General features: G+C 64.8%; 23 protein-coding genes. 10 read left to right on the top strand and 13 right to left on the bottom strand.

Annotation, left to right across the window (positions count from 1 at the left end; genetic code table 11):
• The 3 genes from AWC12_RS18560 to AWC12_RS18550 are packed head-to-tail and all read right to left on the bottom strand — an operon-like array spanning position 1 to position 2,893.
• Positions 1 to 456 (bottom strand): VOC family protein, encoded by a 456-nt coding sequence (locus AWC12_RS18560; protein ID WP_085176144.1) that lies wholly within the window; start codon positions 454 to 456, stop codon positions 1 to 3.
• Positions 453 to 1,664: a CoA transferase gene (locus AWC12_RS18555; RefSeq protein WP_272937893.1), complete on the bottom strand. Its 1,212-nt coding sequence runs from the start codon at positions 1,662 to 1,664 to the stop codon at positions 453 to 455. Before AWC12_RS18555 ends, AWC12_RS18560 begins: the two co-directional genes overlap by 4 nt.
• 5 nt (positions 1,665 to 1,669) lie before the next feature.
• Complete coding sequence (locus AWC12_RS18550) at positions 1,670 to 2,893, bottom strand: CaiB/BaiF CoA transferase family protein (RefSeq protein WP_085176236.1); 1,224 nt, start codon at positions 2,891 to 2,893, stop codon at positions 1,670 to 1,672.
• 113 nt (positions 2,894 to 3,006) lie between these two features.
• Between AWC12_RS18550 and AWC12_RS18545 the strand changes: the two genes are divergently transcribed.
• A complete protein-coding gene (locus AWC12_RS18545; RefSeq protein WP_085176142.1) occupies positions 3,007 to 4,227 on the top strand; it encodes a CaiB/BaiF CoA transferase family protein in 1,221 nt (406 codons plus the stop codon).
• Here AWC12_RS18545 and AWC12_RS18540 read toward each other — a convergent pair whose 3' ends face one another.
• The 3 genes from AWC12_RS18540 to AWC12_RS18530 are packed head-to-tail and all read right to left on the bottom strand — an operon-like array spanning position 4,228 to position 7,650.
• The gene (locus tag AWC12_RS18540; protein WP_085176141.1) at positions 4,228 to 5,346 is read right to left on the bottom strand and encodes a thiolase family protein; all 1,119 of its coding nucleotides are present in this window, start codon (positions 5,344 to 5,346) and stop codon (positions 4,228 to 4,230) included.
• Entirely contained in the window at positions 5,343 to 5,585 is a 243-nt protein-coding gene (locus tag AWC12_RS18535) for a hypothetical protein (RefSeq protein WP_085176139.1), read from the bottom strand. The genes AWC12_RS18540 and AWC12_RS18535 overlap by 4 nt, the downstream gene beginning before the upstream one ends.
• On the bottom strand, positions 5,563 to 7,650 hold the full coding sequence (locus tag AWC12_RS18530) for a CoA transferase (protein ID WP_085176137.1): 2,088 nt from the start codon (positions 7,648 to 7,650) through the stop codon (positions 5,563 to 5,565). The genes AWC12_RS18535 and AWC12_RS18530 overlap by 23 nt, the downstream gene beginning before the upstream one ends.
• Positions 7,651 to 7,780: 130 nt before the next feature.
• Here AWC12_RS18530 and AWC12_RS18525 point away from each other — a divergent pair, with 130 nt between their 5' ends.
• The 3 genes from AWC12_RS18525 to AWC12_RS18515 are packed head-to-tail and all read left to right on the top strand — an operon-like array spanning position 7,781 to position 10,705.
• The gene (locus AWC12_RS18525; RefSeq protein ID WP_085176136.1) at positions 7,781 to 8,995 is read left to right on the top strand and encodes a cytochrome P450; all 1,215 of its coding nucleotides are present in this window, start codon (positions 7,781 to 7,783) and stop codon (positions 8,993 to 8,995) included.
• A gap of 43 nt (positions 8,996 to 9,038) precedes the next feature.
• Positions 9,039 to 10,259 carry a cytochrome P450 gene (locus AWC12_RS18520; protein WP_085176134.1) on the top strand — a complete coding sequence of 407 codons (1,221 nt, stop codon included), beginning with the start codon at positions 9,039 to 9,041 and terminating at the stop codon, positions 10,257 to 10,259.
• Positions 10,256 to 10,705 carry a nuclear transport factor 2 family protein gene (locus AWC12_RS18515; RefSeq protein ID WP_234814080.1) on the top strand — a complete coding sequence of 150 codons (450 nt, stop codon included), beginning with the start codon at positions 10,256 to 10,258 and terminating at the stop codon, positions 10,703 to 10,705. The genes AWC12_RS18520 and AWC12_RS18515 overlap by 4 nt, the downstream gene beginning before the upstream one ends.
• Positions 10,706 to 10,714: 9 nt before the next feature.
• On the opposite strand, the gene AWC12_RS18510 is transcribed toward AWC12_RS18515, so the two are convergent.
• From AWC12_RS18510 to AWC12_RS18500, 3 genes are read right to left on the bottom strand one after another with little or no spacing between them, the layout of a single operon-like run.
• Positions 10,715 to 11,770 (bottom strand): acyl-CoA dehydrogenase family protein, encoded by a 1,056-nt coding sequence (locus AWC12_RS18510; RefSeq protein WP_085176132.1) that lies wholly within the window; start codon positions 11,768 to 11,770, stop codon positions 10,715 to 10,717.
• Entirely contained in the window at positions 11,760 to 12,989 is a 1,230-nt protein-coding gene (locus AWC12_RS18505; RefSeq protein ID WP_234814079.1) for an acyl-CoA dehydrogenase family protein, read from the bottom strand. Before AWC12_RS18505 ends, AWC12_RS18510 begins: the two co-directional genes overlap by 11 nt.
• Positions 12,950 to 13,384, bottom strand: a complete 435-nt coding sequence (locus tag AWC12_RS18500; RefSeq protein WP_085176130.1) for an SRPBCC family protein — start codon at positions 13,382 to 13,384, stop codon at positions 12,950 to 12,952. Before AWC12_RS18500 ends, AWC12_RS18505 begins: the two co-directional genes overlap by 40 nt.
• Before the next feature lie 82 nt (positions 13,385 to 13,466).
• Between AWC12_RS18500 and AWC12_RS18495 the strand changes: the two genes are divergently transcribed.
• From AWC12_RS18495 to AWC12_RS18475, 5 genes are all read left to right on the top strand, one after another.
• Positions 13,467 to 14,363, top strand: a complete 897-nt coding sequence (locus AWC12_RS18495; RefSeq protein ID WP_085176128.1) for an enoyl-CoA hydratase/isomerase family protein — start codon at positions 13,467 to 13,469, stop codon at positions 14,361 to 14,363.
• A gap of 69 nt (positions 14,364 to 14,432) precedes the next feature.
• Positions 14,433 to 15,338, top strand: coding sequence for an SDR family NAD(P)-dependent oxidoreductase (locus AWC12_RS18490; protein ID WP_085176126.1), 906 nt, complete (start codon positions 14,433 to 14,435; stop codon positions 15,336 to 15,338).
• 20 nt (positions 15,339 to 15,358) lie between these two features.
• A complete protein-coding gene (locus AWC12_RS18485) occupies positions 15,359 to 16,783 on the top strand; it encodes an aromatic ring-hydroxylating oxygenase subunit alpha (protein ID WP_085176124.1) in 1,425 nt (474 codons plus the stop codon).
• A complete protein-coding gene (locus tag AWC12_RS18480) occupies positions 16,776 to 17,201 on the top strand; it encodes a Zn-ribbon domain-containing OB-fold protein (protein ID WP_085176122.1) in 426 nt (141 codons plus the stop codon). Before AWC12_RS18485 ends, AWC12_RS18480 begins: the two co-directional genes overlap by 8 nt.
• Positions 17,201 to 18,379, top strand: a complete 1,179-nt coding sequence (locus tag AWC12_RS18475; RefSeq protein ID WP_085176121.1) for a thiolase family protein — start codon at positions 17,201 to 17,203, stop codon at positions 18,377 to 18,379. The genes AWC12_RS18480 and AWC12_RS18475 overlap by 1 nt, the downstream gene beginning before the upstream one ends.
• A gap of 7 nt (positions 18,380 to 18,386) precedes the next feature.
• Here the strand turns inward: AWC12_RS18475 and AWC12_RS30645 are convergent, their stop codons facing one another.
• From AWC12_RS30645 to AWC12_RS18460, 4 genes are all read right to left on the bottom strand, one after another.
• On the bottom strand, positions 18,387 to 18,497 hold the full coding sequence (locus tag AWC12_RS30645) for an aldehyde dehydrogenase family protein (RefSeq protein ID WP_110808686.1): 111 nt from the start codon (positions 18,495 to 18,497) through the stop codon (positions 18,387 to 18,389).
• A 21-nt stretch (positions 18,498 to 18,518) separates the two neighbouring features.
• Positions 18,519 to 19,715 (bottom strand): amidohydrolase family protein, encoded by a 1,197-nt coding sequence (locus AWC12_RS18470; protein ID WP_085176119.1) that lies wholly within the window; start codon positions 19,713 to 19,715, stop codon positions 18,519 to 18,521.
• A gap of 95 nt (positions 19,716 to 19,810) precedes the next feature.
• Positions 19,811 to 20,131, bottom strand: a complete 321-nt coding sequence (locus AWC12_RS18465) for an acyl-CoA synthetase (protein WP_085176117.1) — start codon at positions 20,129 to 20,131, stop codon at positions 19,811 to 19,813.
• A gap of 133 nt (positions 20,132 to 20,264) precedes the next feature.
• The gene (locus AWC12_RS18460; protein ID WP_085176115.1) at positions 20,265 to 20,651 is read right to left on the bottom strand and encodes a hypothetical protein; all 387 of its coding nucleotides are present in this window, start codon (positions 20,649 to 20,651) and stop codon (positions 20,265 to 20,267) included.
• Positions 20,652 to 20,791: 140 nt separating this feature from the next.
• Between AWC12_RS18460 and AWC12_RS18455 the strand changes: the two genes are divergently transcribed.
• Entirely contained in the window at positions 20,792 to 21,277 is a 486-nt protein-coding gene (locus AWC12_RS18455; RefSeq protein ID WP_234814078.1) for an Rv2253/PknI dimerization domain-containing protein, read from the top strand.

The raw sequence follows: 21,277 nt of genomic DNA, 5'->3' as shown, positions 1-21,277 counted from the left end.
TCAGTCGCCTGTCATTCGTTGGACGCGTTCGATGAGTTCCAAAAGATTGCCGTCCGGATCTGTAAGCATCACGCCGCGGTTTCCGCCGTCGAAGGCAACGGATCGATCTGCCAGCAGGTGGCCGCCGTGCTGAACAACGTCCCCGGTCACTGCATCGACGTCGTCCACCCGGAAAGACAGGTGCGTGAACCCGAGCGCGTTCATGGCGCGTGGTTCGGCGCGGCCCGTGGTACCGGGCTCGGCATACCCGAGCAGTTCTAGTCGAAAGCCGTCGCGCTGCAGATAGACCAGATCGAGCACCAGGCCGGTGACGTCGAGCAGCCGGGCCGTTGCGGAATCGCTAACGTGCATCTCACCCACCTTCTCGAAACCTAATGCTGCGCAGTAGAACTCCGTGGAGTAGGCGATGTCACGCACGCACAGGCCCACGTGGGTGAGCCGGATCCCCTTGTTCATCGCACGATGTCGTCGAGTATCGAGTTGTGCTCGCCGAGCAGTGGAGCGCGGGTGGGCGCCGGGGCCGGGCTGGCGCTGAACAGGTAGGGCACCCCTGGGTACACCACGGTGCGATCGAGTTCGGGATGTTCCACCGGTACATGCATGCCGCGCGCAACGGTGTGCTGGTCGTCGAAGGCCTCATGCGGCAGCAAAATCGCGCCCGCGGCGAAGCCTCGTCGCTGGCTCTCGACGAAGAACTCCTTGGCGGACAGTCGTGAGGCGATCAAGGTGATGGCTTCGCGCGCTGCGCTGAGAATCGCCGTCGTCTCGTCGTCCTCGCCGATTGCGGCGAGATCGACGGGCCGATCACGCGACGCGGCCAGCTCCAGGAAGAACGTTTCGGGGAGCTCCTCGGTCAGCGCAAGATCGTTGAGCCAGTTGACAAGTCCCGCGAACTCCTCAGGCTTGCGTGGCAGGACCCCGGTTGTTGCGTAGGAACCATCGGCGCACCGGACTTGCACGGGGGCGCTCGGGGTCGGATAGGCGTGCCGGCCCGTCTGTCGAACACACACCGCTTGGTTTACCAGCCAGTGGTAGGTGGTCTGCTCGCACGTCACGTTGCAGGCGGCCGTGACGTTGACGTCGACGAGCTGACCGACGCCGGTGTGATCGCGGTGGGAGAGAGCAATCAGTGCACCGATGGCGCCGTACATTCCCCCGATGTTCGCGGACTGGTCGCCGGAACCCCGCATCGGAGGGATCGCATGATCGTCGTACCCGCAGTTCCACATCGGCCCACCACCGGCCAGGACGGTCAGGTCCATCACGGGGTCCTCGGCGCGCGCACTCCCGATGCCGAACGGGGTGACCGACACCCAGATCAGCTGCGGGTGTTGGGCGGCGATATCGGGGTAGGCGAGCGTTCCGTCCGCCAGCAGGTCACCTCCCGCGAACACGATGTCGGCACTCGCGAGCAGGCGCCTCAGTGCGTCCCTTCCGGACGCCGAATCGAGATCTACTGTGACGCTGCGCTTTCCCGCGTTAGCACCCCACCAGCGTAGGCTACGGTCGACGCCGGGCTCGTCGTCGACGAACGGTGGCCGTCGCCGGTGCGGCGAACCGGTGGTGGGTTCGACGACGATCACTTCGGCGCCGAGCTCAGCCAGTATGCGGCCCGCGATCGGGGTGTATTGGTCGCTGATCTCGATGACACGAAGATCAGCCAGCGCGCTCAGATCACACCTCTTCCGGCCCAGTCCTGGAGGGTCTGATCGTCGTGGCCGAGAAGGCCTCCGAAGATCTCGCGATTGTGCTGACCGAGTTTGGGCGCGCTTCGGTCGATGCTCCATGGAGTCGCCGAGAACGTCATAGGGAGCCCCTCCACCCGGACCTTGCCGATGTCGGGATGGGACACGGTGGGAAACAGGCCAATTCGTGCGAGATCCGGATCGCCGTCGATTCGCTCCGGTGGACTCTTCACAATACTGGCCGGAATACCGGCGCCGATGAGGTCGTCGGCGAGGCTACCGGCCACCCTCGTCGAGGTGGCGGCGCCGATGATCGCGTCGAGTTCGTCGGCCGCCGCCAGTCGTTGCGCGAGGGTGGCAAACCTGTCGGCGGTCAACGCCGGCTCGTCCAGCACCTTCGCAAGCAGGGCAACCTCTCGGTCGTCACGGCACGCAACCGCGATCCACCGATCGTCTCCGAGACACGGATAGACGCCGTGGGGCGCGCACTCGCCGAAGTCGGCGCGGTTTCCGCCCGGCCCCGTGGGGCGTCCATTCACGGTCCAATCCAGGATCTCGGTCGGCAGCATCGCAATTCCGGCGGGCACCGTGGCCAAGTCGACGTGCTGACCCTCGCCCGTGCGTTCACGATGGTGCAGTGCGGCAAGGATTGCCACCGCCATATAGAACGCGGACCCATGATCCATGTACGAGAACCCCCAGCCGGCCGGCTCGGCGTCGGGCAGTCCGGACGTGGCGGTCAGTCCACTGACCGCCTGCACGATCGGGCCCCAGGTCTTGAAGTCGCGATACGGTCCGGTGTGGCCAAATCCACAGTTGGACACATAGACGATGTCGGGCTTGATGCTCTTGAGGTCCTCGTATCCGAAGCCGCGTTTGTCCATCACGCCTGCGGCGAAGTTCTCGCACACGACATCGCTGACGGCGACGAGTTCGCGGAGCAACCGCACGCCTTCGTCAGTGCGTAGGTTGATGGTGACGCCCTGTTTGCCGACGTTGTGGTTGTTGAATCCGGCGCCCAGATCGACCCCGCGGCGGTCGTCCACGTACGGACCCACCCCGCGCAGTGCATCCCACATGCCGCGGGTCACCGGATCCTCGACGCGGATGACCTGGGCTCCGAACGCGGCCAGCATCTTGGTCGCGCCTGCGCCCGCCAATTGTCCACTGAGATCGCACACCCGAAGGTGTGACAACGCACTTGCCACGGCCGCTACCATATCGCAAATAAACACTTTGTGTTCTTTTGTACAGCTATGATCGTGGTCGGGGATGGCGCCCGGAGCCGTGGGACGTGTGGAGTGAACGGAGTGGATGATCGATGAGCGGACCGATGTCCGGAGTGCGTGTCCTCGAAGTGGCTCAGTGGACCTTCGTACCTGCAGCAGGCGCGGTGCTGGCGGACTGGGGGGCAGACGTCATCAAGATCGAGCACCCTCAGACGGGTGACTCGCAGCGCGGTCTCCGACAACTGGGACACATCACTGTCGAGGGCGACCGCAACCCCGTGATGGAGCACGCAAATCGCGGCAAACGGTCAGTGGCTCTGGACATGTCGACACCCGATGGCCATGCGCTACTGATGGACATCGCACGCTCCAGCGACGTGTTCCTGACCAACTTCCTGCCGGATGCGCGTAAGAAGCTACGGATCGACGTCGACGATGTGCGAGCGGAGAACCCCGACATCATCTATGCCCGCGGGAGTGCCTATGGGCCATTGGGTCCGGACGCTGGCAAAGGTGGCTACGACATGACCGGTTTCTGGAGCCGCGCCGCCGGAGCGCTCGGGTCGACACCGTGCGATCTGGATGGTGTGGTGCCCCAGCCGGGTCCGGCATACGGCGATTCGATCGGCGGGATGACCATCGCCGGTGGAATCGCGGCAGCGCTGTTCGAACGCGAGCGCACGGGAATGGCTCGGGTGGTGGATATCTCGCTGTTGGGTGTGGGTGTGTGGGCATCGGGCGTCGCGATCAACGCGGCACTGGCGAGCGGAACACCGTGGCAGACCAATCCGGGCGGCGCGAACGTCGCACCGAACAATCCACTGGTCGGGTTCTACCGGACATCGGACGGCAGGTTCCTCGGAGTGTCCATGCTGCAAGGGTTCCGCTACTTCGCCGAGTTCTGTCGTCGGGTCGGTGTGCCCGAACTCGCCACCGACGAACGATTTGCCAGTCACGCCTTGCTTGCCGCCAATGCCCCTGCCGCGATCGAGGTTTTGCGTGCGACTCTCGGCGCCCAACCGCTGGAGCACTGGCGGACAGTCCTCGACGGTTTCGACGGGCAGTGGGCGCCGGTCCAGAACACCGCCGAGGTGGCGATCGACCCGCAGGTCCGCGCCAACGGCAATGTCGTCGCGGTGCAACAGGATGGGCAGACATTTGATCTGGTGGCGAGTCCGGTGCTCTACGACGAGACGCCGTTGTCGCTGAATCCGATGCCCGAATTCGCCGCCCACACAGAGGAGCTCATTCTCGAACTGGGCGGCGACTGGGACCGGGTCACGGCACTCAAGGAGAGCGGCGCGATCGCGTGATCACGCAGCGAGGACGGCGGCGACGCACGAGCCACCGCCTCCCACCGCCTGAACCAAACCGATGCGCGGACTGCGCACCTGCCTGGGCTCCGCCTCACCGCGAAGTTGGATGACCACCTCAGCGGTTTGTGCCAGGCCGGTGGCGCCGATTGGGTGGCCACGTGCGATACAGCCGCCGTCGGTGTTCACCGGGAGTGCACCGTCGTAGGCGAGGCCGCCGGCCTCAGCCAGCTTGACGATCTCGGATGAGTCAGCCAGTCCCATCGCCACCAGAGCCGTGATCTCTTCGCTGGCGCACATATCGTGCAACGACACCACGTCTATGTCGGGAGGCGTCACGCCGGCGAAGGCGTACGCACGTTGAGCGGTGAGGGTCAACTGGGACGGTGGCCCCACGACGGGTCCGACCAGCGGCCACGCTGAATCTGCTGGCCAGCTTGTCTGTTCGATCGACAGCACCGACACCGACCGGGGGCGTGGTTCCGCAGTGACGACCACTGCCGCACCTCCGTCGACGGAGGCGTGGCACATCATCTTCGTCAGAGGCTCGGCCACCAGGCGGGCGGCGAGCACGTCGGAGACGGTGACCGGTTCGACGCTCCGCCTGGCCGCCAGCGGATTCAGTCGCGCATGGTTGTGCGATTTGGCCGCCACCGCCGCGATGACATCGGGTCCGCAGCCGGAGTCGTACAGCCAGCGTGCCGCTTCGATCGCGTAGTGGGTTTGCGGGGGGAAGCGATCCCAGAAGCCGACCGCCGCGGGAACGACACCGCCCGGTTCCAGCGCTGTGGTTTTCTCATAGCCGATCGCCAGGGCTGTCCGGCAGCGTCCGGACGCGACTGCCCACACAGCTTGGCGAAGTGCGACAAGGCCTCCCGCCGAGGCACTTTCGGTGGCGGTGACGGGAATTCCCGTGCGCCCCAGAGCAAGGGCGACCTTCAAACCTGTCTGGGGTGGGGCCAGCGCCGACGCGGTGAACACCTCGCCGACCTCGTCGTAGTCGATATTCGCGTCCGCCAGTGCCTTTCGCGCCGCAGCAAAACCGAGTTCCGACAGCGGGACCTCGCCGTGCCTGCCGAACTCGGTGACCCCGACTCCGGTGAGATATGCCATGTTCATTGCGCATCCGCGGAGAAGATGTCGACCGCCTGCTCGTCGAGGGTCCGCACGACGATCTCACCGACGGTGCCCGGAGCCGGTCGGTCACCTTCGACCAGCACCTGCAGGCGTCCCTCCACGGTATCGACCCACGCGACGCTGTAGCCGTCGCTCCCAAAGTCGGAAAACGGTGACTTCGACGGAATGAACGTCGATGACCACACGGTGGCGGCGCGGTCAGGTGGTGGTGATGTCGGCATGCGATGTCCTTGTGTAGTCGGCGGTCGAACTCCCGAGTGCAGGCGGCGGTGCGAGGGGCACCGGGCCCTCGCCGACAAACTGCCAGGGCAGCCCGACCAGCTGGCCGGTGCCGAGATCGGGGTCAGGATGGGCGATTTCGGGGAAGAATCGGCGAGATGCCAGGTGCGGATCGTTGATCAGTTCGCCGGCGCGGCGGATCACAGCGGCTTCAACGCCTGCACCTTGCAGTTTGAACGCCGCGTCGTCGGCCCGGTTCGTAGCGATGAGCATCGCCACGAACTCGGCCCGCTCTGTGTCGCACTGTTCACCGCTCAGCTCGACTGCGACCCATCGATCGTCGGTGGCGCGGTAGACACCGCGGGCTACGGCGCCGCCAGTCGGCGGGTGTTCGGTCGCCGCTGCCACGAACTCGGAGACGGTCGACGTCACCACCTCGGCCATCGAGAGATCGACGACCGCTCCGCTGGTTCGACACGGCCCGATCGCCCAAGCAGCAATCACCACGGCGCCGACCACCGATGACAGGGGGTCCGCGAGGACGGTGCCCAAACGCGCGGGAGTCCCGTCGGTTGTTGTGGTCAGGCCTGCGAGCCCGCCGTAGGACTGAACGTTGTTGGCATACACGCGGTATCCCGCCATTGGGCCGTCCGAGCCGAAGCCGGAGACTCGCAGGGTCAGCCGCCCGGATTCGGCGAGCTCACCCGGATCAACCGCGAGCCGCTGCAGACGAGACGAGCCCACGTTCTCGATCAGCACGTCCGAATCGGCGAGGATGGCGGCCACGTCTTCGCAGGCGTGCGCCGGATCGAGCAGAACGCTGTGCTTGGAATGGTTGGCCACGGCATAGTAGGCCCCCCGCTCGGGTCCTGCGACACCGTCAGCGAATGGCCCGCTGCGGCGGTATATGTCGAGTCGCTCGGGGTCCTCGATTCGAACGACCGTGGCACCCATGGCACCGAGCAGAGCACCCACGATCGGGCCCGCCAGAACATGGGTCAGTTCGGCGATGCGCAGGCCGGTGAGCCCCTGCCGCCGCGCCCGCGCGGTTGGAGCTCCCCGACTGATGGACCACGGCGGACCGGGAACCACTGTGTCGGTTCCGGCGAGTCGGACGGATTGCAGCGACCCTCGGTACGCGAACTGTGGCGATGCGAGAAGTTCGGATGGGTGATTGACCGGAGTGGACGGGACGCCATGGGCTTGCAGTAGGTCTGCACAGTCGGCCTTGTGCCTTGTGGACGTCCACTCGGTCACCCGGGCGTTGATGGTGTCGGCGTTCTCGATGCGGGCGGGCCGCTCGTCCAGCCCGGCAGCCCACTCCGGCTCGCCGAGCGCGGTACGGAGGCCCTTCCATTGATGGTTCTCTACTGCAGTGATACGGACGAGGCCGTCACGGCAGGGGAATACACCGGACGGCGCAAGATAGCGTCCGCTGCCCGCCCGGCCAGGGCATCGGTATAGGACGTGCGCGCATTCGGGCAGAGCCGCCGTGAAGATGACCGCCTCTTGAGCTGACACGTCGACCACGACTGCGCCGCCGTCGCGGTTGCGGCGGTCCAACCCGTGCAGGGCCGCCAGTGCCGTCACCGCGCCCGCAGCCTTCGATGCGACGTAACCGGGCGCCGGCACCGGGACGCCATCGGCGTCCTCGATGGTGGCCAGCAGGCCGCCGCTGGCCTGCATGGTGATCTCGCCCCCCGGCCTGTGGCTCAGCGGGCCGGTCGCGCCGAAGGGTGACACCGTGACGAGCACAACCCCGTCGCGGGGGGCTACAGCCGAGGTGGCGCCGTCTGTGATGACGATGTCGTAGTCGGCGGGGTCCGCGTCGATCCCGTCGGCCAGGACGTTCTTTCCGCGGTCCAGTACAAGGTCTACGGCCGCCGCCGTCCCGTTGGCCGTGGTGATGAGCGGCCCAGCTCGGCAGTTGGCCGTCGGTGCGGTTCGGGTGACATCGGCGCCGAGGAATGTGAGCAAGGCAGCTGCCGCAGATCCGGTCACGTCGTCGCCGATCTGCAGCACACGGATTCCCGAGAGAAATCCCGAGGACAGCACAGCGTCGGTCAACTCGCGTCAGCTCCTGCCCTCGTGGGTCGTCGTAACGCAACAATTGAACATTATCCGTTCGATTGTTGTCCAACCCCGCCACGGGAAGGCAAACTTCACACATTCACACACAATGTTCTATTGTTCAGGAATGGCGACGACCACAGCCCTGTCCGAAGCCCGTTTCGACGACGCTTCGTTTTACCTCGGCGACCCCAACGCGACGTTCCGCCATCTGCGTGAGACCGACCCGGTGCACTGGTATGAGCAGGGCAAGTTCTGGGTCGTCACCAAATACGACGACATCAAGACGATCTCCGCACGGCCGGAGAAGTTCAAGTCCGAACGCATCGCGATCATGATGGACCTGATCGCGCATCGCGAGGGTCGTGACCCGCAAGGGTACGGGGGTCGCGGGATCCTCTTCATGGACCCGCCGGAACATCGTGCGCACCGCAAGGCGATCGGCGTGCGCTTCACCCCGGCGGCCGTGGCCAAGATAGAGACACGAGTTCGCGAGGTGATCGCCTCGATCTTCGACGACCTGCCCGATGGAGAGTTCGACTGGATCGAGCGGGTCGCTGAACCGTTCCCCGTGTACGTCTTCGCCCACCTCCTCGGCGTTCCGGAGGAGGACTGGACGAAGGTGGCGGGCTGGGCCACCACGATCGCCAAGGTCGGCAGTGGTGTGGCCGACGACAAAGACATGGAGACCATCTTCGGCGAGGTGGCGCCCTACCTGATGGCGCTCGTCGCCGAGCGCGCGAGCGCGCCCACCGACGACCTGCTGACGATGCTGTCGCAGGTGCGCATCGACGGTGAGCCGTTCAACGAGATCCAGGTGATGACGTATGCGCTCACTCTGCTCGCTGCTGGCAGCGAAACCACCCAGAGCCTGATCGCCGGCATCGCAGCCTGTTTCGACATGCACCCCGACCAAGCCCAGCAAGCGCTCGCCGATCCCGAGGTGGGCAATAACGCGGTGGAGGAGGTGTTGCGTTGGTGGACGCCCGTGATGAGCATGGCGCGTCAAGCCGCTCACGACGTCGAGGTCCGTGGAGTCACGATTCGGGAGGGCGACGGGCTGCTGCTGGCCTACGCATCCGCCAATCGCGACGTCGAGCACTGGGGACCGACCGCTGAGCAGTTCGATGTCCATCGCGCCGACGCCGCGGGGCACCTCGGCTTCGGGGTCGGGGAGCACTTCTGCATGGGTGCCGCACTGGCTCGGCGTGAAGCGCGCGTCGTTCTCGACGAGTTGATCAAGCGGACGAAGGGGCTCCGCGTTACCGGTGAGGGTGTACTGCGGCCGTCGTCTCTCGTTCACACCTACGATCGCCTGCCGGTCACCCTCGACTATCGCTGATCTCCGGCGGCGCACACGTGCTGGCCGGAAGGCACCCGCGACGATGACGGTACGCAGCGAGCGCGGCACCATCGAGTTCTTCGACGACGCCAACGTCCAGGATCCCTACCCGCTGTACGACCGGCTGCGGGCGACGGGGCCAGTGCACCGCATCGGAGATTCGTCCTTCCACGTCGTCTGTGGCTGGGACGAAGTCAATGAGGTCATCGCACGGCCCGAGATCTTCTCGTCGAATCTCACTGCCGCCATGACGTACTCGGCAGAGGGCGGGGTCGGCGCGTTGGAGATGGAGGGGCTGGGCGGTGCGTCGCACGTCTTGGCGACGGCCGACGACCCGGCGCACGCGCTGCACCGCAAGATGCTCGTTCCGCAGCTCGCAGCCAAGCGCATCAATGCGGCTGAGGACTTCGTCGGCGAGACTGCCGACGGGCTGCTGACCGACGGTGTCGAGGGCGGTCGCATCGAATGGATGAGCGCGGTCGCAAATCGACTCCCGATGATGGTGGTGGCGCGCATCATCGGCTTGCCTTCCGAGGATGTCGACATGCTCATAGCGTCCGGATACGCTACCACGCAACTGCTTGATGGACTGGTCTCCGCAGAGCAACTGAACGCAGCAGCTATGGCCGCAGTGGAACTCAGCGGCTACATCAGCGAGCACTTCGACTGCGCCGCAGCAGATCCCGGTGACAACCTGCTCGGCGATCTCGCGACGGCATGCGCGTCAGGACGGCTCGATGACACGGCTGCGCGCGTGATCATGCTGACCCTATTCAGTGCAGGCGGCGAATCGACTGCCTCCCTCCTCGGCACAGCGATGTGGCTGCTGTCTACCCGCCCGGAACTGCAGCGCAGGCTGAGGGGGGAGCCCGAACTGCTGCCCGCCTTCATCGAGGAGGTGCTGCGGTTCGAACCGCCGTTCCGTGGGCACTACCGACACGTCGTCTCCGACGCCACTCTCGGGGGAGTGGCGCTGCCGGCCGGGTCGCGACTACTTTTGCTGTGGGGTGCCGTCAATCGCGATCCGAGCCAGTTCGATCACCCGAACGAGTTCCGACTGGACCGCCCACGTAGCAAGAGCCACATGACTTTTGGCAAGGGCGCGCATTTCTGCGTAGGTGCCGCGCTCGCTCGGCTGGAGGCGACCACAGTGTTGCGGACGACGTTGGAGCGCACCGACTGGATCAGGGCTGTAGAGGTGGGTCGTTGGCTGCCCAGCATCTTGGTTCGACGGCTCGACCATCTCGAACTCGAGTTGACGTGACCGGCTCGGGGCGTGACCTCGAAGCGCTGATCGTGTACTCCCAACTGGAACAGGCCAAGGCGCGCTACTGCCGGTTGATGGACACGAAGGCGTGGTCAGCTCTCAGCGACCTGTTGGCCAAGGACGTCGCGTTCGATCTCGCCGGAGACGATCCGTCGTCGACGCCGATCACAGGCCGCGACGACGTCCTGGCGGCCGTCGGTTCGGCGGTGGCCGAGGCGATCACGGTGCACCAGGTGCACTCACCGGAGTTCGAGATCGTGTCCCCTGACGAGGTGCGGGCGATCTGGGCGGTGCAGGAGAGAGTGGTCTGGGAGAACGGGGCGTCGTTGACGGCGTTCGGCCACTACCACGACAGGTGGGTGCGCGCCGACGGTGCCTGGCGCATCGCCGAACTGCGCCTTACCCACCTCATGATGGAGTTCGGTGCGGCCAATACCCACTGACGCGCTTCGTCAACGCGTGCGAATCCACTCCGTGACGACGGCCCGGTGCTGGGCGCGCGAACCGAGCGTCGCCACTCTGGTCGCTGCGCGGCGAAGATGCACGTGGGCATCGTGCTCCCAGGTGTAGGCGATTCCGCCGAAAACTTGAGTGGCCCCTTCAGGTACGCGACGTAACGAATCGATGGCCCAGAACGCGGCAAGTGACACCAGGGCATCGCGGTCGGGATGTTCCAGTTCGCATGCGTCGGCGGCTCGGTTCACCAAAGCGCGAGCAACCTCGATCGCACAGCGTTGGTCAACGAGGCGGTGCTTGATGGCCTGCCGTGCTCCGATCGGTTGTCCGAATGTGACGCGCATCTTGGCGTATTCGACCGCAGCATCGTTGGCCGCGGACGCGATTCCGATCAACTCCGCCACGGTCGCAAGACGCGCTCTGCTCATCGCGTCGTGATGGCGGCGGACCGCATCAGTGCCGGACGCCAAAGGGCGTAACGGCGCCCCGTCCAGCGTGACGGTTGCCGTAGGGCTGTGATCGAGTGGTCGCTCGGGTTCTGTGCGCACGCCGGGACCCTTGGCGTCGACGACCCCGAGTACGGACTCAACACCGCGTCGGGCGATCACCAGCAGTCTGTCCGCCACGCCCGCGAAGGAGACGAGAGACCACCGGCCGGTCACCTCGTCGCCGCTGAGCACGGCTTCGGCATCGCCGAGGATGACGGCGACACCACTCGTACACCGTTCCTCGCACCAGTTCGCCGCCGCGGAATCCGCCAGTGGCACGGGAAGCGCAGCCGCTCCGGAGGCCTCCGCGAGGACGCACAGTTCGCGCAAGCCGCCCCCGCCGCCACCCCGAGATTCGTCGACCAGGACGTCTGCCCAACCCAGTTCGACGACCGCCTTCCACAGGTCGTCGTCGAAGGCCGGGCCCGGCAAATCGAGCAGCGCGCGAGTGTGGCTCGGCGACCACATCCGGGTAAGGATGTCGTCTGCGGTGTTGCGCAGTTCGGCGAGTTCTACTGCGGCATCAGCGATGTCGTGCAGCGACGGTTCGACTTCACGGGTCACGAGGCAGCCCCAACAGTCTTTCGGCGACCACGTTGCGCTGGATCTCGGACGTGCCGGCTCCGAACGTCGCGGCGCGCATCAGCAGGTAACTCTTGGCTACGTTTCCCTTCTTCGCAGCCGACGGTGAACCGCGTTCGAGAACACCGGCGGCTCCGGCCAAGTCGAGGCCAAAAGTGGCCATGGCCTGATCGACCTCCGAGGTCAATAGCTTCGCCATCGATGCCTCAGGTCCGGGGCTGACGCCGCGAACTCCTGCGGCTGTCGCCTGGGCCGCGATCTGCCGCAGCGCCTCCACCTGGGCGGTGAAGCGCACCAGGTGATCGGCGATGTAGTCGTCATCGAATCCGTTGTCGCTGAGGTCGTCACCTCCACGCGCCATGTCGAGGAGAATGCGCAGGCGACGTTCGATTCGGTGCGTGCGGCTTTGGCCGACGCGTTCGTAGCCGAGCGTCGATTTGGCGACTCGCCAGCCGTCGTGCAGCGGTCCCAGCACGTTGCGGATCGGAACTCGTACGGCGTCGAAGAACACCTCGCTGAATTCGGCGTCGCCCGAGATCTGGCGAATCGGGCGCACGTCGATGCCCTCGGTGCCGAGATCGGCGAGCACGTAGCTGATCCCTTTGCGCGGTTCGGCATCCGGATCGGTGCGTGCGAGCAGATAGATTCGGTTGGCGTAGTGCGCCTTCGATGTCCACACCTTCTGGCCGGTGATGACCAGCTCATCGCCGTCGATGACGGCCTGTGTCTTGAGAGAGGCCAGATCGCTGCCCGCACCAGGTTCACTGAACCCCTGGCACCACACGTCCTCGGCGGACAGAATGCGTGGTAGGTAGTACGCGCGCTGCTCGTCGGTGCCCCACTGGATGATCGTCGGCCCGAGCTGGTTGATGGCGCTGCGGTTGATGGGCTCGGGGGTGCCGGCGGCCGCCATCTCCGCGTTGAACATCAGCTGCTGCACCGGCGTTGCACTACGACCGCCGAACTCCGTCGGCCACGAGATGGCGGCGAGCCCGGCCTCATGAAGTTTTCTCTGCCACAACCGCATTCGATCGAGGCGATCAGTCTCGGTACCGCCGACGGCACGGACGTCCGGCGTCAGCGCCGCTGCGAGGAAGGCCCTGACCTCATCGTGAAAGTCGCGGTCCGCCGCCGACAGCGGCACGCCGAAATCGCGCTCGGTCACGGTCGCCCTCGCACCGTGCAGGCGTCTGCGAGCCACCCCGCGATCATCCCGTAGACGGCTTCGACCGCTCCTGCGGCCGCAGACGCGTCGGCCTCGGTCGGGCCGAGGGGGTCGTAATCCACGTCGAATGTGATCGCTGCACCCGACTCCGCAGGTGTAACGCTGACGAGCGCCTCGAACCGAGAGACCGGGAGGGGAACGTCGGCGATCGAGTAGCCGAGTCGCATTCCGTCGTGGTCGAGCAGCGTCAGTGTCTCAACCGCGGGAACGTCGCCGCCGCCGTAGATCGATCTGCTCATCCCGATGCCCTCGCCGGCGATCTCGACACGCTCTGCGACCGGTATCCAACTGACATCGGCGAAGTCGGCAAGAAGCGCCCAGACGGTGGCGGCGGGTGCGTTGACCTCTTTGACGATCGCGATGCGAGGCATGGCCAGACATTAGCAGCTTGATGAACAACTGATCGGATAGTGTTCTGATGTACAGCACCGTGTACGACGGAAGGCCAGCAGGATGAGTGAGACGCCGCAGAGTGGCGACGACTTCGAGGTCGACGAGGATTGGGTGCGCTACGAGGTGGTGGAGCCGCACATCGCGGTGATCACGATCAACCGGCCCGATCGCCGGAACGCGATCCTCTCCCCGGATATGCACGTCCTGTTCAAGGAGCGACTCGATCGTGCCGAAGCCGATGACGACGTCAAGGTCGTGATCCTCACCGCCGAGGGTAAAGACTTCTCCAGCGGCGACGACGTGCGCAGGCTGCCCGTCGAACAGGCGGGGCTGACCAAGGGCAAAAGGCTCCCGCAGACGGCGCGGCTGGGCAACGCCCGCCGGCTCCACCGGCATCTGACGAACTGGCTGGAATTCCCCAAGACCGTCATCGCCGCCTGCCAGGGTGCCACCCTCGGAGCGGGAATGAATCTGGCCCTGGCGGCCGACATCCTCGTCGTATCCGAGGACATGTACCTGGCTCGGCCGCAGGCGCGAATCGGGTTCGCCGGCTTCTCCACGGCGATGCCCCTGGCCTTGCTCAAGCTGGGTCCCAACCGCGGTTACGAGGCCATGATCACCGGCCGGAAGGTGCGCGCGGCCGAGCTCAAGGAGTGGGGTGTCGCCGCGTCGATCGTGCCCGCCGACGGGTTGCGTGACGAAGCGCTTCGGTACGCGCGCGCGATCGCGCACCACTCCGCCGACGGTCTGATGGTCGGTAAGCACGCGCTGATCACGTTCTGGAACGCGGTGGGGATGGCACAGTTCGCGGATTGGGTCCCGATGGGGCACAGCGTGTTCAGCAACCTGTCGTGGCGAGAGGGTGAGTTCAACTTCATGAAAGAGCGGACATCGCGCGGCGGCCGCGAGGCGATGGCCGAACTCGAACGGCGCTATGCCGAATGGGGCTTCGAGTAGTAATCAGATATACAAATAGTGTGTAGGTGTTCTGTATGCTGAGGCGAAGCCACCGGTAGAGGAGTGATGATGGGTGTACTCGACGGGCGAAAGGCCCTGGTGACGGGTGCGGGTCGGGGTATCGGTGCTGCCGTCGCCGAGGGTCTCGCGGCCGAAGGTGCGACGGTGATGGTGTCCGACGCCGGCGTCGCCGTTGACGGCAGCGGGCACGACGCAGGTCCTGCCGAGACGGTTGCCGCCGCCATCAACGAGCGCGGCGGCAAGGCGTTCTCCGATGCGACCGACATCACCGACTTCGCCGCCTGCGAAGACTTGATCACTCGCACGGCCGCCACCCTGGGTGGCTTCGACATCATGGTGAACGCTGCGGGCATCCTGCGCGACGGCATGGTCTTCAAGATGAGCGAGCAGGACTTCGACACGGTCGTGGCCGTTCATCTCAAGGGAACGTTCAACCTGACGCGGCACGCAGCCGCCTGGTGGCGCGAGAATCGGGGTGGTCAGTACCGCCTGATCAACTTCACGTCGATGTCGGGTCTGCAAGGCGCGCCGAGTCAGCCAAACTACGCCGCCGCCAAGATGGGAATCGTCGGGCTGACGTTCTCCTGCGCGAATGCGCTGAAGGGCTACGGAGTGCGCTCCAACGCCATCGCCCCCATCGCCGGCACGCGAATGACCCAGGGCATCAAAGGCGGTGGCAGCATGGACTACTCGCCGGAGAACAAACGGCTTGCACCCGAAAACGTCGTGCCGCCAGTGGTGTACCTCGCCAGCGAGCAGTCGGAGTGGCTCAATCGCCGGGTGATCTTCGCAGGAAACGGACGCATCAGCCTCATGTCCAACCCGGTCGTCGAACGCGAGATCGTCTCGTCGTCGGGAACCTGGGACATCCCGACCGCATTCACCGAGATAGAGACGTCCTTCAAGGAAGCGGTGCTCTACCCCAACATCTTTGACAAGCCACCCGCCAGCTGAAGCACCGGAAGGGGTGCGAGATGACCGCCATGGAGGAGAAAGCCGAACCGATCGAATCGGCAACCGGAAAGGTGCCGCCCCGCTACGCGTGCGGCGAGACCTTTGTGCCGAAGAGTCGCTACATCGATCCCGAGTTCCTGCAGCTCGAACTCGACCGGCTGTTCACCCAGGTGTGGCAACCGGCCTGCCGAGAAGAGGAGATCCCCGAGCCGGGAAGCTACTACGAGTACATCATCGGCAGGCAGTCCATCATGGTGGTCCGCCAAAAAGACCGCACGATCAAGGCTTTCTACAACGCGTGCACGCACCGTGGCATGAAGGTGATACGCGGCGCGGGGTGCGCGGTCGACGGTGATCTGCGCTGCGCGTTCCATGGATGGCGATTCGCCTTCGACGGCCGGTCGTCGTTCGTCCCGTCTCGCGACGAGTTCCTGAACCGTCCGAGGGAACAGTGGTCGCTGCGTGAGGTCGCGGTGGGCACATGGGGCGGATGGGTTTTCATCAGCATGGCCGACGATCCGCCGGAGCTGCTGCAATGGCTGGATCCCCTGCCTACGGCCCTGGAACCGTTCCGGTTGCAGGACATGCGGTTCCGGTGGCGTAAGCGCACCAGGCTAGCCGCGAACTACAAGACGGTCATCGACGCGTTCATCGAGGGTTACCACACCCCCGGAACGCACCCGCAGACGTTGCGGGCTGCGCAGGGCCCACGGCCCTCCGCCGAACCGGCGCCGCCGCAGGAGTTCGTCTATGCGCCATATACGCCGACAATCCCCTACCGGAACCACTCCCGCTTCGTGTACACCGCCCGTCCGGACAGCGGCGATCGCGACAGTGCCAGGAAGCAACAGGCCGCCCGGCCCGAAGTTTTCGCGAACTCGATGCAGTACAACTACCTCGAGGTCGGTTCGCTGGTCACCGAGCGGGACTACCGTGCAGCGCAGCAGCTGGCCACCCTGGAGCCCGGCGACGTACCACCGTTCGTCCTCTACCACCAGATGTGCGAGGAACTGGCGCTCGCCGAGGGCGTCGACTTCCCGAAAATGTCGATGGAACAGTACTTCGCGGGAAACGGTGATTGGCACGTCTTCCCGACCCTGGTGATCCTGGTGGAAAAGTCGTGCGTGCTGGGATACCGCATGCTGCCCGACGCCGAGGACCCCAACCGCTGTGTGTTCGAGATGTTCTCGCTGGAGCACTTCGCGCCAGGCGAAGTGCCTGAAACCAGCTGGCTGGAAGTGGAGCGCTGGCAGGACCACGACGGTTGGGGCGAACTGCCCACCCAGGACCTCAAGAACATCGACGCAATTCACGCCGGAATGCACTCCCGAGGATTCGAGGGGCTCTGGTTGAACACCGCGCAGGAGATGTCGATCCGCAACGAGCATGCGATCGCCGACCGTTTCATCTTCGGGGTCGACGACGAGAATCAGGGCGATGTCTGATGGCGCGGGCGGCCGACCGCTGCCGGCGCTGACCGCAACCAATCGACCGTATTGGACTGCGGGCGCCGATGGCGTATGGCGACTGCAGCGCTGTCCTGACTGCCGGCGGTTGATCCATCCACCCGCGCTGCGTTGCCAATTCGACCACGCCGCGCCGGAGTGGGAGGCGTTGTCCGGTCGCGGCACCGTGGAGTCGTGGACAGTGAACCACCACCCCTTCTACCCCGGAATGCCGACCCCGTACATCATCGCCTTCGTGAACCCCGTCGAGGATCCACGAGTCCGAGTACTCACGAACCTGGTTGATGTCGAACCGGACCAGATCCACGTCGGCATGCTCGTGCGCGTGACGTTCGCGGCAGGCTCCGACGACATCGACGACGACGTGTACCTACCGCTGTTCACCGCGGAGCGTTGATGGCCGGTCGCCTCACCGACGACGTAATCATCAGCGGTATCGGCCAATCGGACATCGGACGGCGGCTGGGCCGCGACCCGCTGCAACTCACCGTCGACGCCTGTGTCGCCGCGGTCGAGGACGCCGGTCTCACGCTCGCTGATATCGATGGGCTGACAACCTATCCCGGCGCCTCCATGGCCGGCAGGGGATTCTCCGGTGCCGGATTGCGGGAACTGCACGACGCTTTGGGTATCCGGCCCGACTGGGTGGCCGGCGGCGTGGAGTACCCGGGTCAGCTGGGTGCGGTGGTCGACGCCATGCTCGCCGTCGCCGGCGGTATGGCCAACCACGTGCTGTGCTGGCGCAGCATCTGGGAGGGCACCGCGCAGGGCAGTGACCGGCGTCGAGGCTACGGCGTGCCGACCGGTTCACGAGCAACCGGACAGTTGAGCTGGCAACTGCCGTTCGGAGCGTCGGCGGCGAATCTTGCTGCGCTTCAAATCCGCTCGCGTATGGAGCGTTTCGGTCTGACCAGGCAGCAACTCGGTCAGATCGCGATCGTTCAACGTGCACATGCTGCGTTGAATCCGAAGGCGGTGTACACCGACCCGATCGATATGGCGGAGTACATGAACGCGCGCATGGTGTCGGATCCGCTGTGCATGTACGACTGCGACATTGCCTGTGACGGCGCGACGGCGTTCGTCGTGTCACGTGCCGAGCATGCGGCCGCGCTGGACCACCCTGGCATCGTCGTGGAGTCACTCGACTGTGCGCACCACGATCGGTTCCTGTGGGAGGGTGGGCAGGACATCGCGCGGCTGAACTCGCGGTGGTCGACCATCTGGGAGCGAACGGACTTCACTGCAGACGATGTCGACTACGCTTCCATGTACGACGGCTTCAGCGTCTTCGTGCTGTGTTTCCTCGAGGATTTCGGCTTCTGCGAGTTCGGTGAATCGGGGGAGTGGGTATCTGACCCTACGAGATTTTCGCTGGGCGGTGAGCTGCCGATCAACACCGCTGGCGGCCAGTTGTCAGGTGGCAGGCTGCACGGCTTTGGCCACCTGCACGAGGCCTGTGTACAGGTGCGGGGTGACGGAGGTGCACGCCAGGTTGCCGACGCTGCGCTCGCGGCCTGTGGCGTCGGCGGCGCCAACAGCGGCACAACAATGATGCTGCTGCGCCGCAGCTGATTTCAGCTCACGCGATGAACGTGCGCTTCGTGTCGAGGTACTCCATCATGCCGGCCAGGCCGTTCTCGGCGCCGAGCCCGGACTGCTTGACGCCGCCGAACGGGGCGTGGGGCTGCAGTGTCCCGGGTGTGAGGTGGCGCTAGGCGGACACCGTTCGAGGAAAGTTGAGCATCCGTCGCGCGTTCGTCTCCACGATCATCGAGCATTCGTCGTCGGGCACATCGGCGAGAACCTCGGCGGCGCGCTTCCGCGAATTAGGCCAAGTCGAATCGGAGTGCGGGAAGTCGGTCTCGATCATGATGCGGTCTACCCCGATCGTGTACCGATTCGCTAACCCGTGCTCGTCGTCGATGAAGCACCCGTAGAAGTGCCGGCGAAACAATTCCGACGGCCGCGCGTCGAAATCGATCAGCTGATAGTAGCGGTGGCGCTCCCAGACGTAGTCCGAGCGTTCGAGGATGTAGGGCACCCAGCCGATTCCGCCCTCTGCAAGTGAGAATTGCAGATCAGGGAACTTCTGCAGCTTGCCCGAGAACAGCAGATCAACTGTGGACCACATCAGGTTGGTCGCAAAGAGGGTGATCGCCACGGCAAACGGCGAGTCGGGCATCGGCCGCTCACCATTGACCGCCTCGAGCGTCGAGTACTTTGCCATCGACGAGAAGGAAAAGCCGGGGACGTAACCACCGGATCCGAAGTGCATAGAGACCGGGATCCCGCTCTCCGAGCACACCTGCCATAGGCGATCCCAGTGATCGGAGTGAAACGACGGAAGCCCAAGTGGAACTGGGCTATCGGGGAACGACACCGTCCGCGCTCCCATTGCCACAGTGCGTTCGACCTCGGCCACACACGCGTCGATGTCCCAGATGGGTAGCAGTGCCAACGGAATATAGCGATCGGGGGCCGTTGCACACCATTCCTCTATGTAAAAATCGTTCCACGCCTGCACGCACAGCAAGGCGAGTTCCTTGTCCTGCGCGCGTTGGAAGGTTCCGCCCGCAAAGCCGGGAAAAGAGGGGAAGCACAACGCCGCCTCGGTGCCGTCGAGGTCCATGTCGGCGATACGAGCGGCCGGGTCATAGCAGCCGGGGATCATGTCCTCGTACCGAACCGGATCCATCCCCCAGTCCTGCTTCGGTTTACCCGCGACGGCATTCAATCCGATGGTCGGGTAGACCACGTCCTCGTAGGACCAGAGGTGCTTGCCATCGAGTTCGATGATGCGCGGACCGGACTCGCGGTACTTGGCGGGAAGTCTGTCTGACCAGACTCTGGGGTGCTCCACAAGGTGATCGTCGACCGAGACGATCTGGTGCTCATCTTGCAGTGGCATGTCGGTTTCCTCGAATCTGGAATCGTCCGTGAGCCGCGGCCGAACGTCAGCTTAACAAGAGAAGACAGATAAACACATGATGACTATGTGTTTATCTATTCTGTCGCGTCTGGGCCTGGCAGGTTTCGATGGACCTTGCCGGGATAGCCGAAGAAGTCTTCAAAGTTCGCGTCGTTGATGGGCTGCGCAGCGTTGCGCCGAGCCGCGGCGCGTAAATCGCGAAGACGAAGCTCTGCGCGCTCGAGCTCTGCCGGCGAGCCTGTTTCGGCGAGTTGAGCAACCTCGTGCGCTGCGGCGTTGATCTCAAGGCGTAGGCGTTCACCGACCTCACCAAAAGTGAGAAGGTCGTGATCGTCTTGGTTCAGCCTTTCCCGATCGCCTGTCGTGCCATTGTGGGGCGATTCGGTTCCAGACATTGGCTCTCCTGTCATCGATCTCGCACCCCGTCCGCGAACAGCTAGCCATCAGGAACATGGAGGCCCTCGAACGACTGAATCCACCCCCCTTTTTTGACTTCTCAATGGCCGTCTTCACCCAACGGTGAGTCGCTCAGTCGATCTTGGCGCGCCACAGCGGCTGGCCGTCAAGCGCCTGACAGAACAGGTAGCGGCCGTCAAGGCCTTGAGCGACAGAATTCTCCAGCCCCTGACACAGAGAGTTCTCCGCTTTGACGCCCTTCATGGGCAGGGACCGGAAGTACCGGGGTTCGTAGCGTCGCGGGGAACCGCAGAACACCAATCGACCCCATGAAGTTGTGCCGAAGACGTAGTACTGGGTGTCGCTGCACGGCGCACCCAGGGTGACGCCGCCTTTGATCCCCGGGGTGCAGAAGGCGTCGTTGCAGTCCTGCGCTTGCGCCTCTCCTGCGGGCCCGGCCACGATTGCTGCGCTGATCATCGCGACGACCACCGCAACAGTCGTGCCCGGCCACTGCATGCGTATCAGCGTAACGGATGCACGCTATTTTGTGACAAATATGCATATTCTGTTCTACTGTTGCCACCATGGTAACCGGGCCTCCACGAGGGCTCCATGCCCGTCTCCGACCGTTCTCTGCAGGCGGGGGCGTCCGGGCGGTGACGGTCATCAGCATGTGCCTGATAGCGCCATGGAACGCTCCGCTCGCCCACGGCGTGAATCCCGAGTTGGCGCTGAACGGTTCCTATGCCGCTGTGTCCGTGGGCAACTGGGCCAAAACCAATGAGGTCTACATCGACGAACAGGTCGTCCGCAGCATTTGGACGATCGTGTCGTCCTGCTCTGACCCTGACAATTGCGTCGGCCACGTGCACAGCGATCAAGGCTGGGACGCCGAAATCAGCATGAAGGCAAACATGTGGAGTGTGCGCCGCGACATCCCGAATTGGATTCCATGCCCAGACGGAACTGCATATCCGGGCCGGCAACTATTTCGCTTCGCACCGGCCGGTCCAGGCGGGCGTCGGGTGGTCGGATCGCCCGTCCTGGCTGGGGAAGACGTGACGGCTGGACCCGCCGGTGCGTGCGGCGTTGGGCAACCGCTGGTCATCCGGATGCCGTTCAGACTGGACAAGATCAGCTGA

It is taken from the genome of Mycolicibacterium iranicum (assembly GCF_002101705.1).
Taxonomy (GTDB): Bacteria; Actinomycetota; Actinomycetes; order Mycobacteriales; family Mycobacteriaceae; genus Mycobacterium; species Mycobacterium iranicum.
This window is presented reverse-complemented; position numbering and strand designations above follow the sequence as displayed.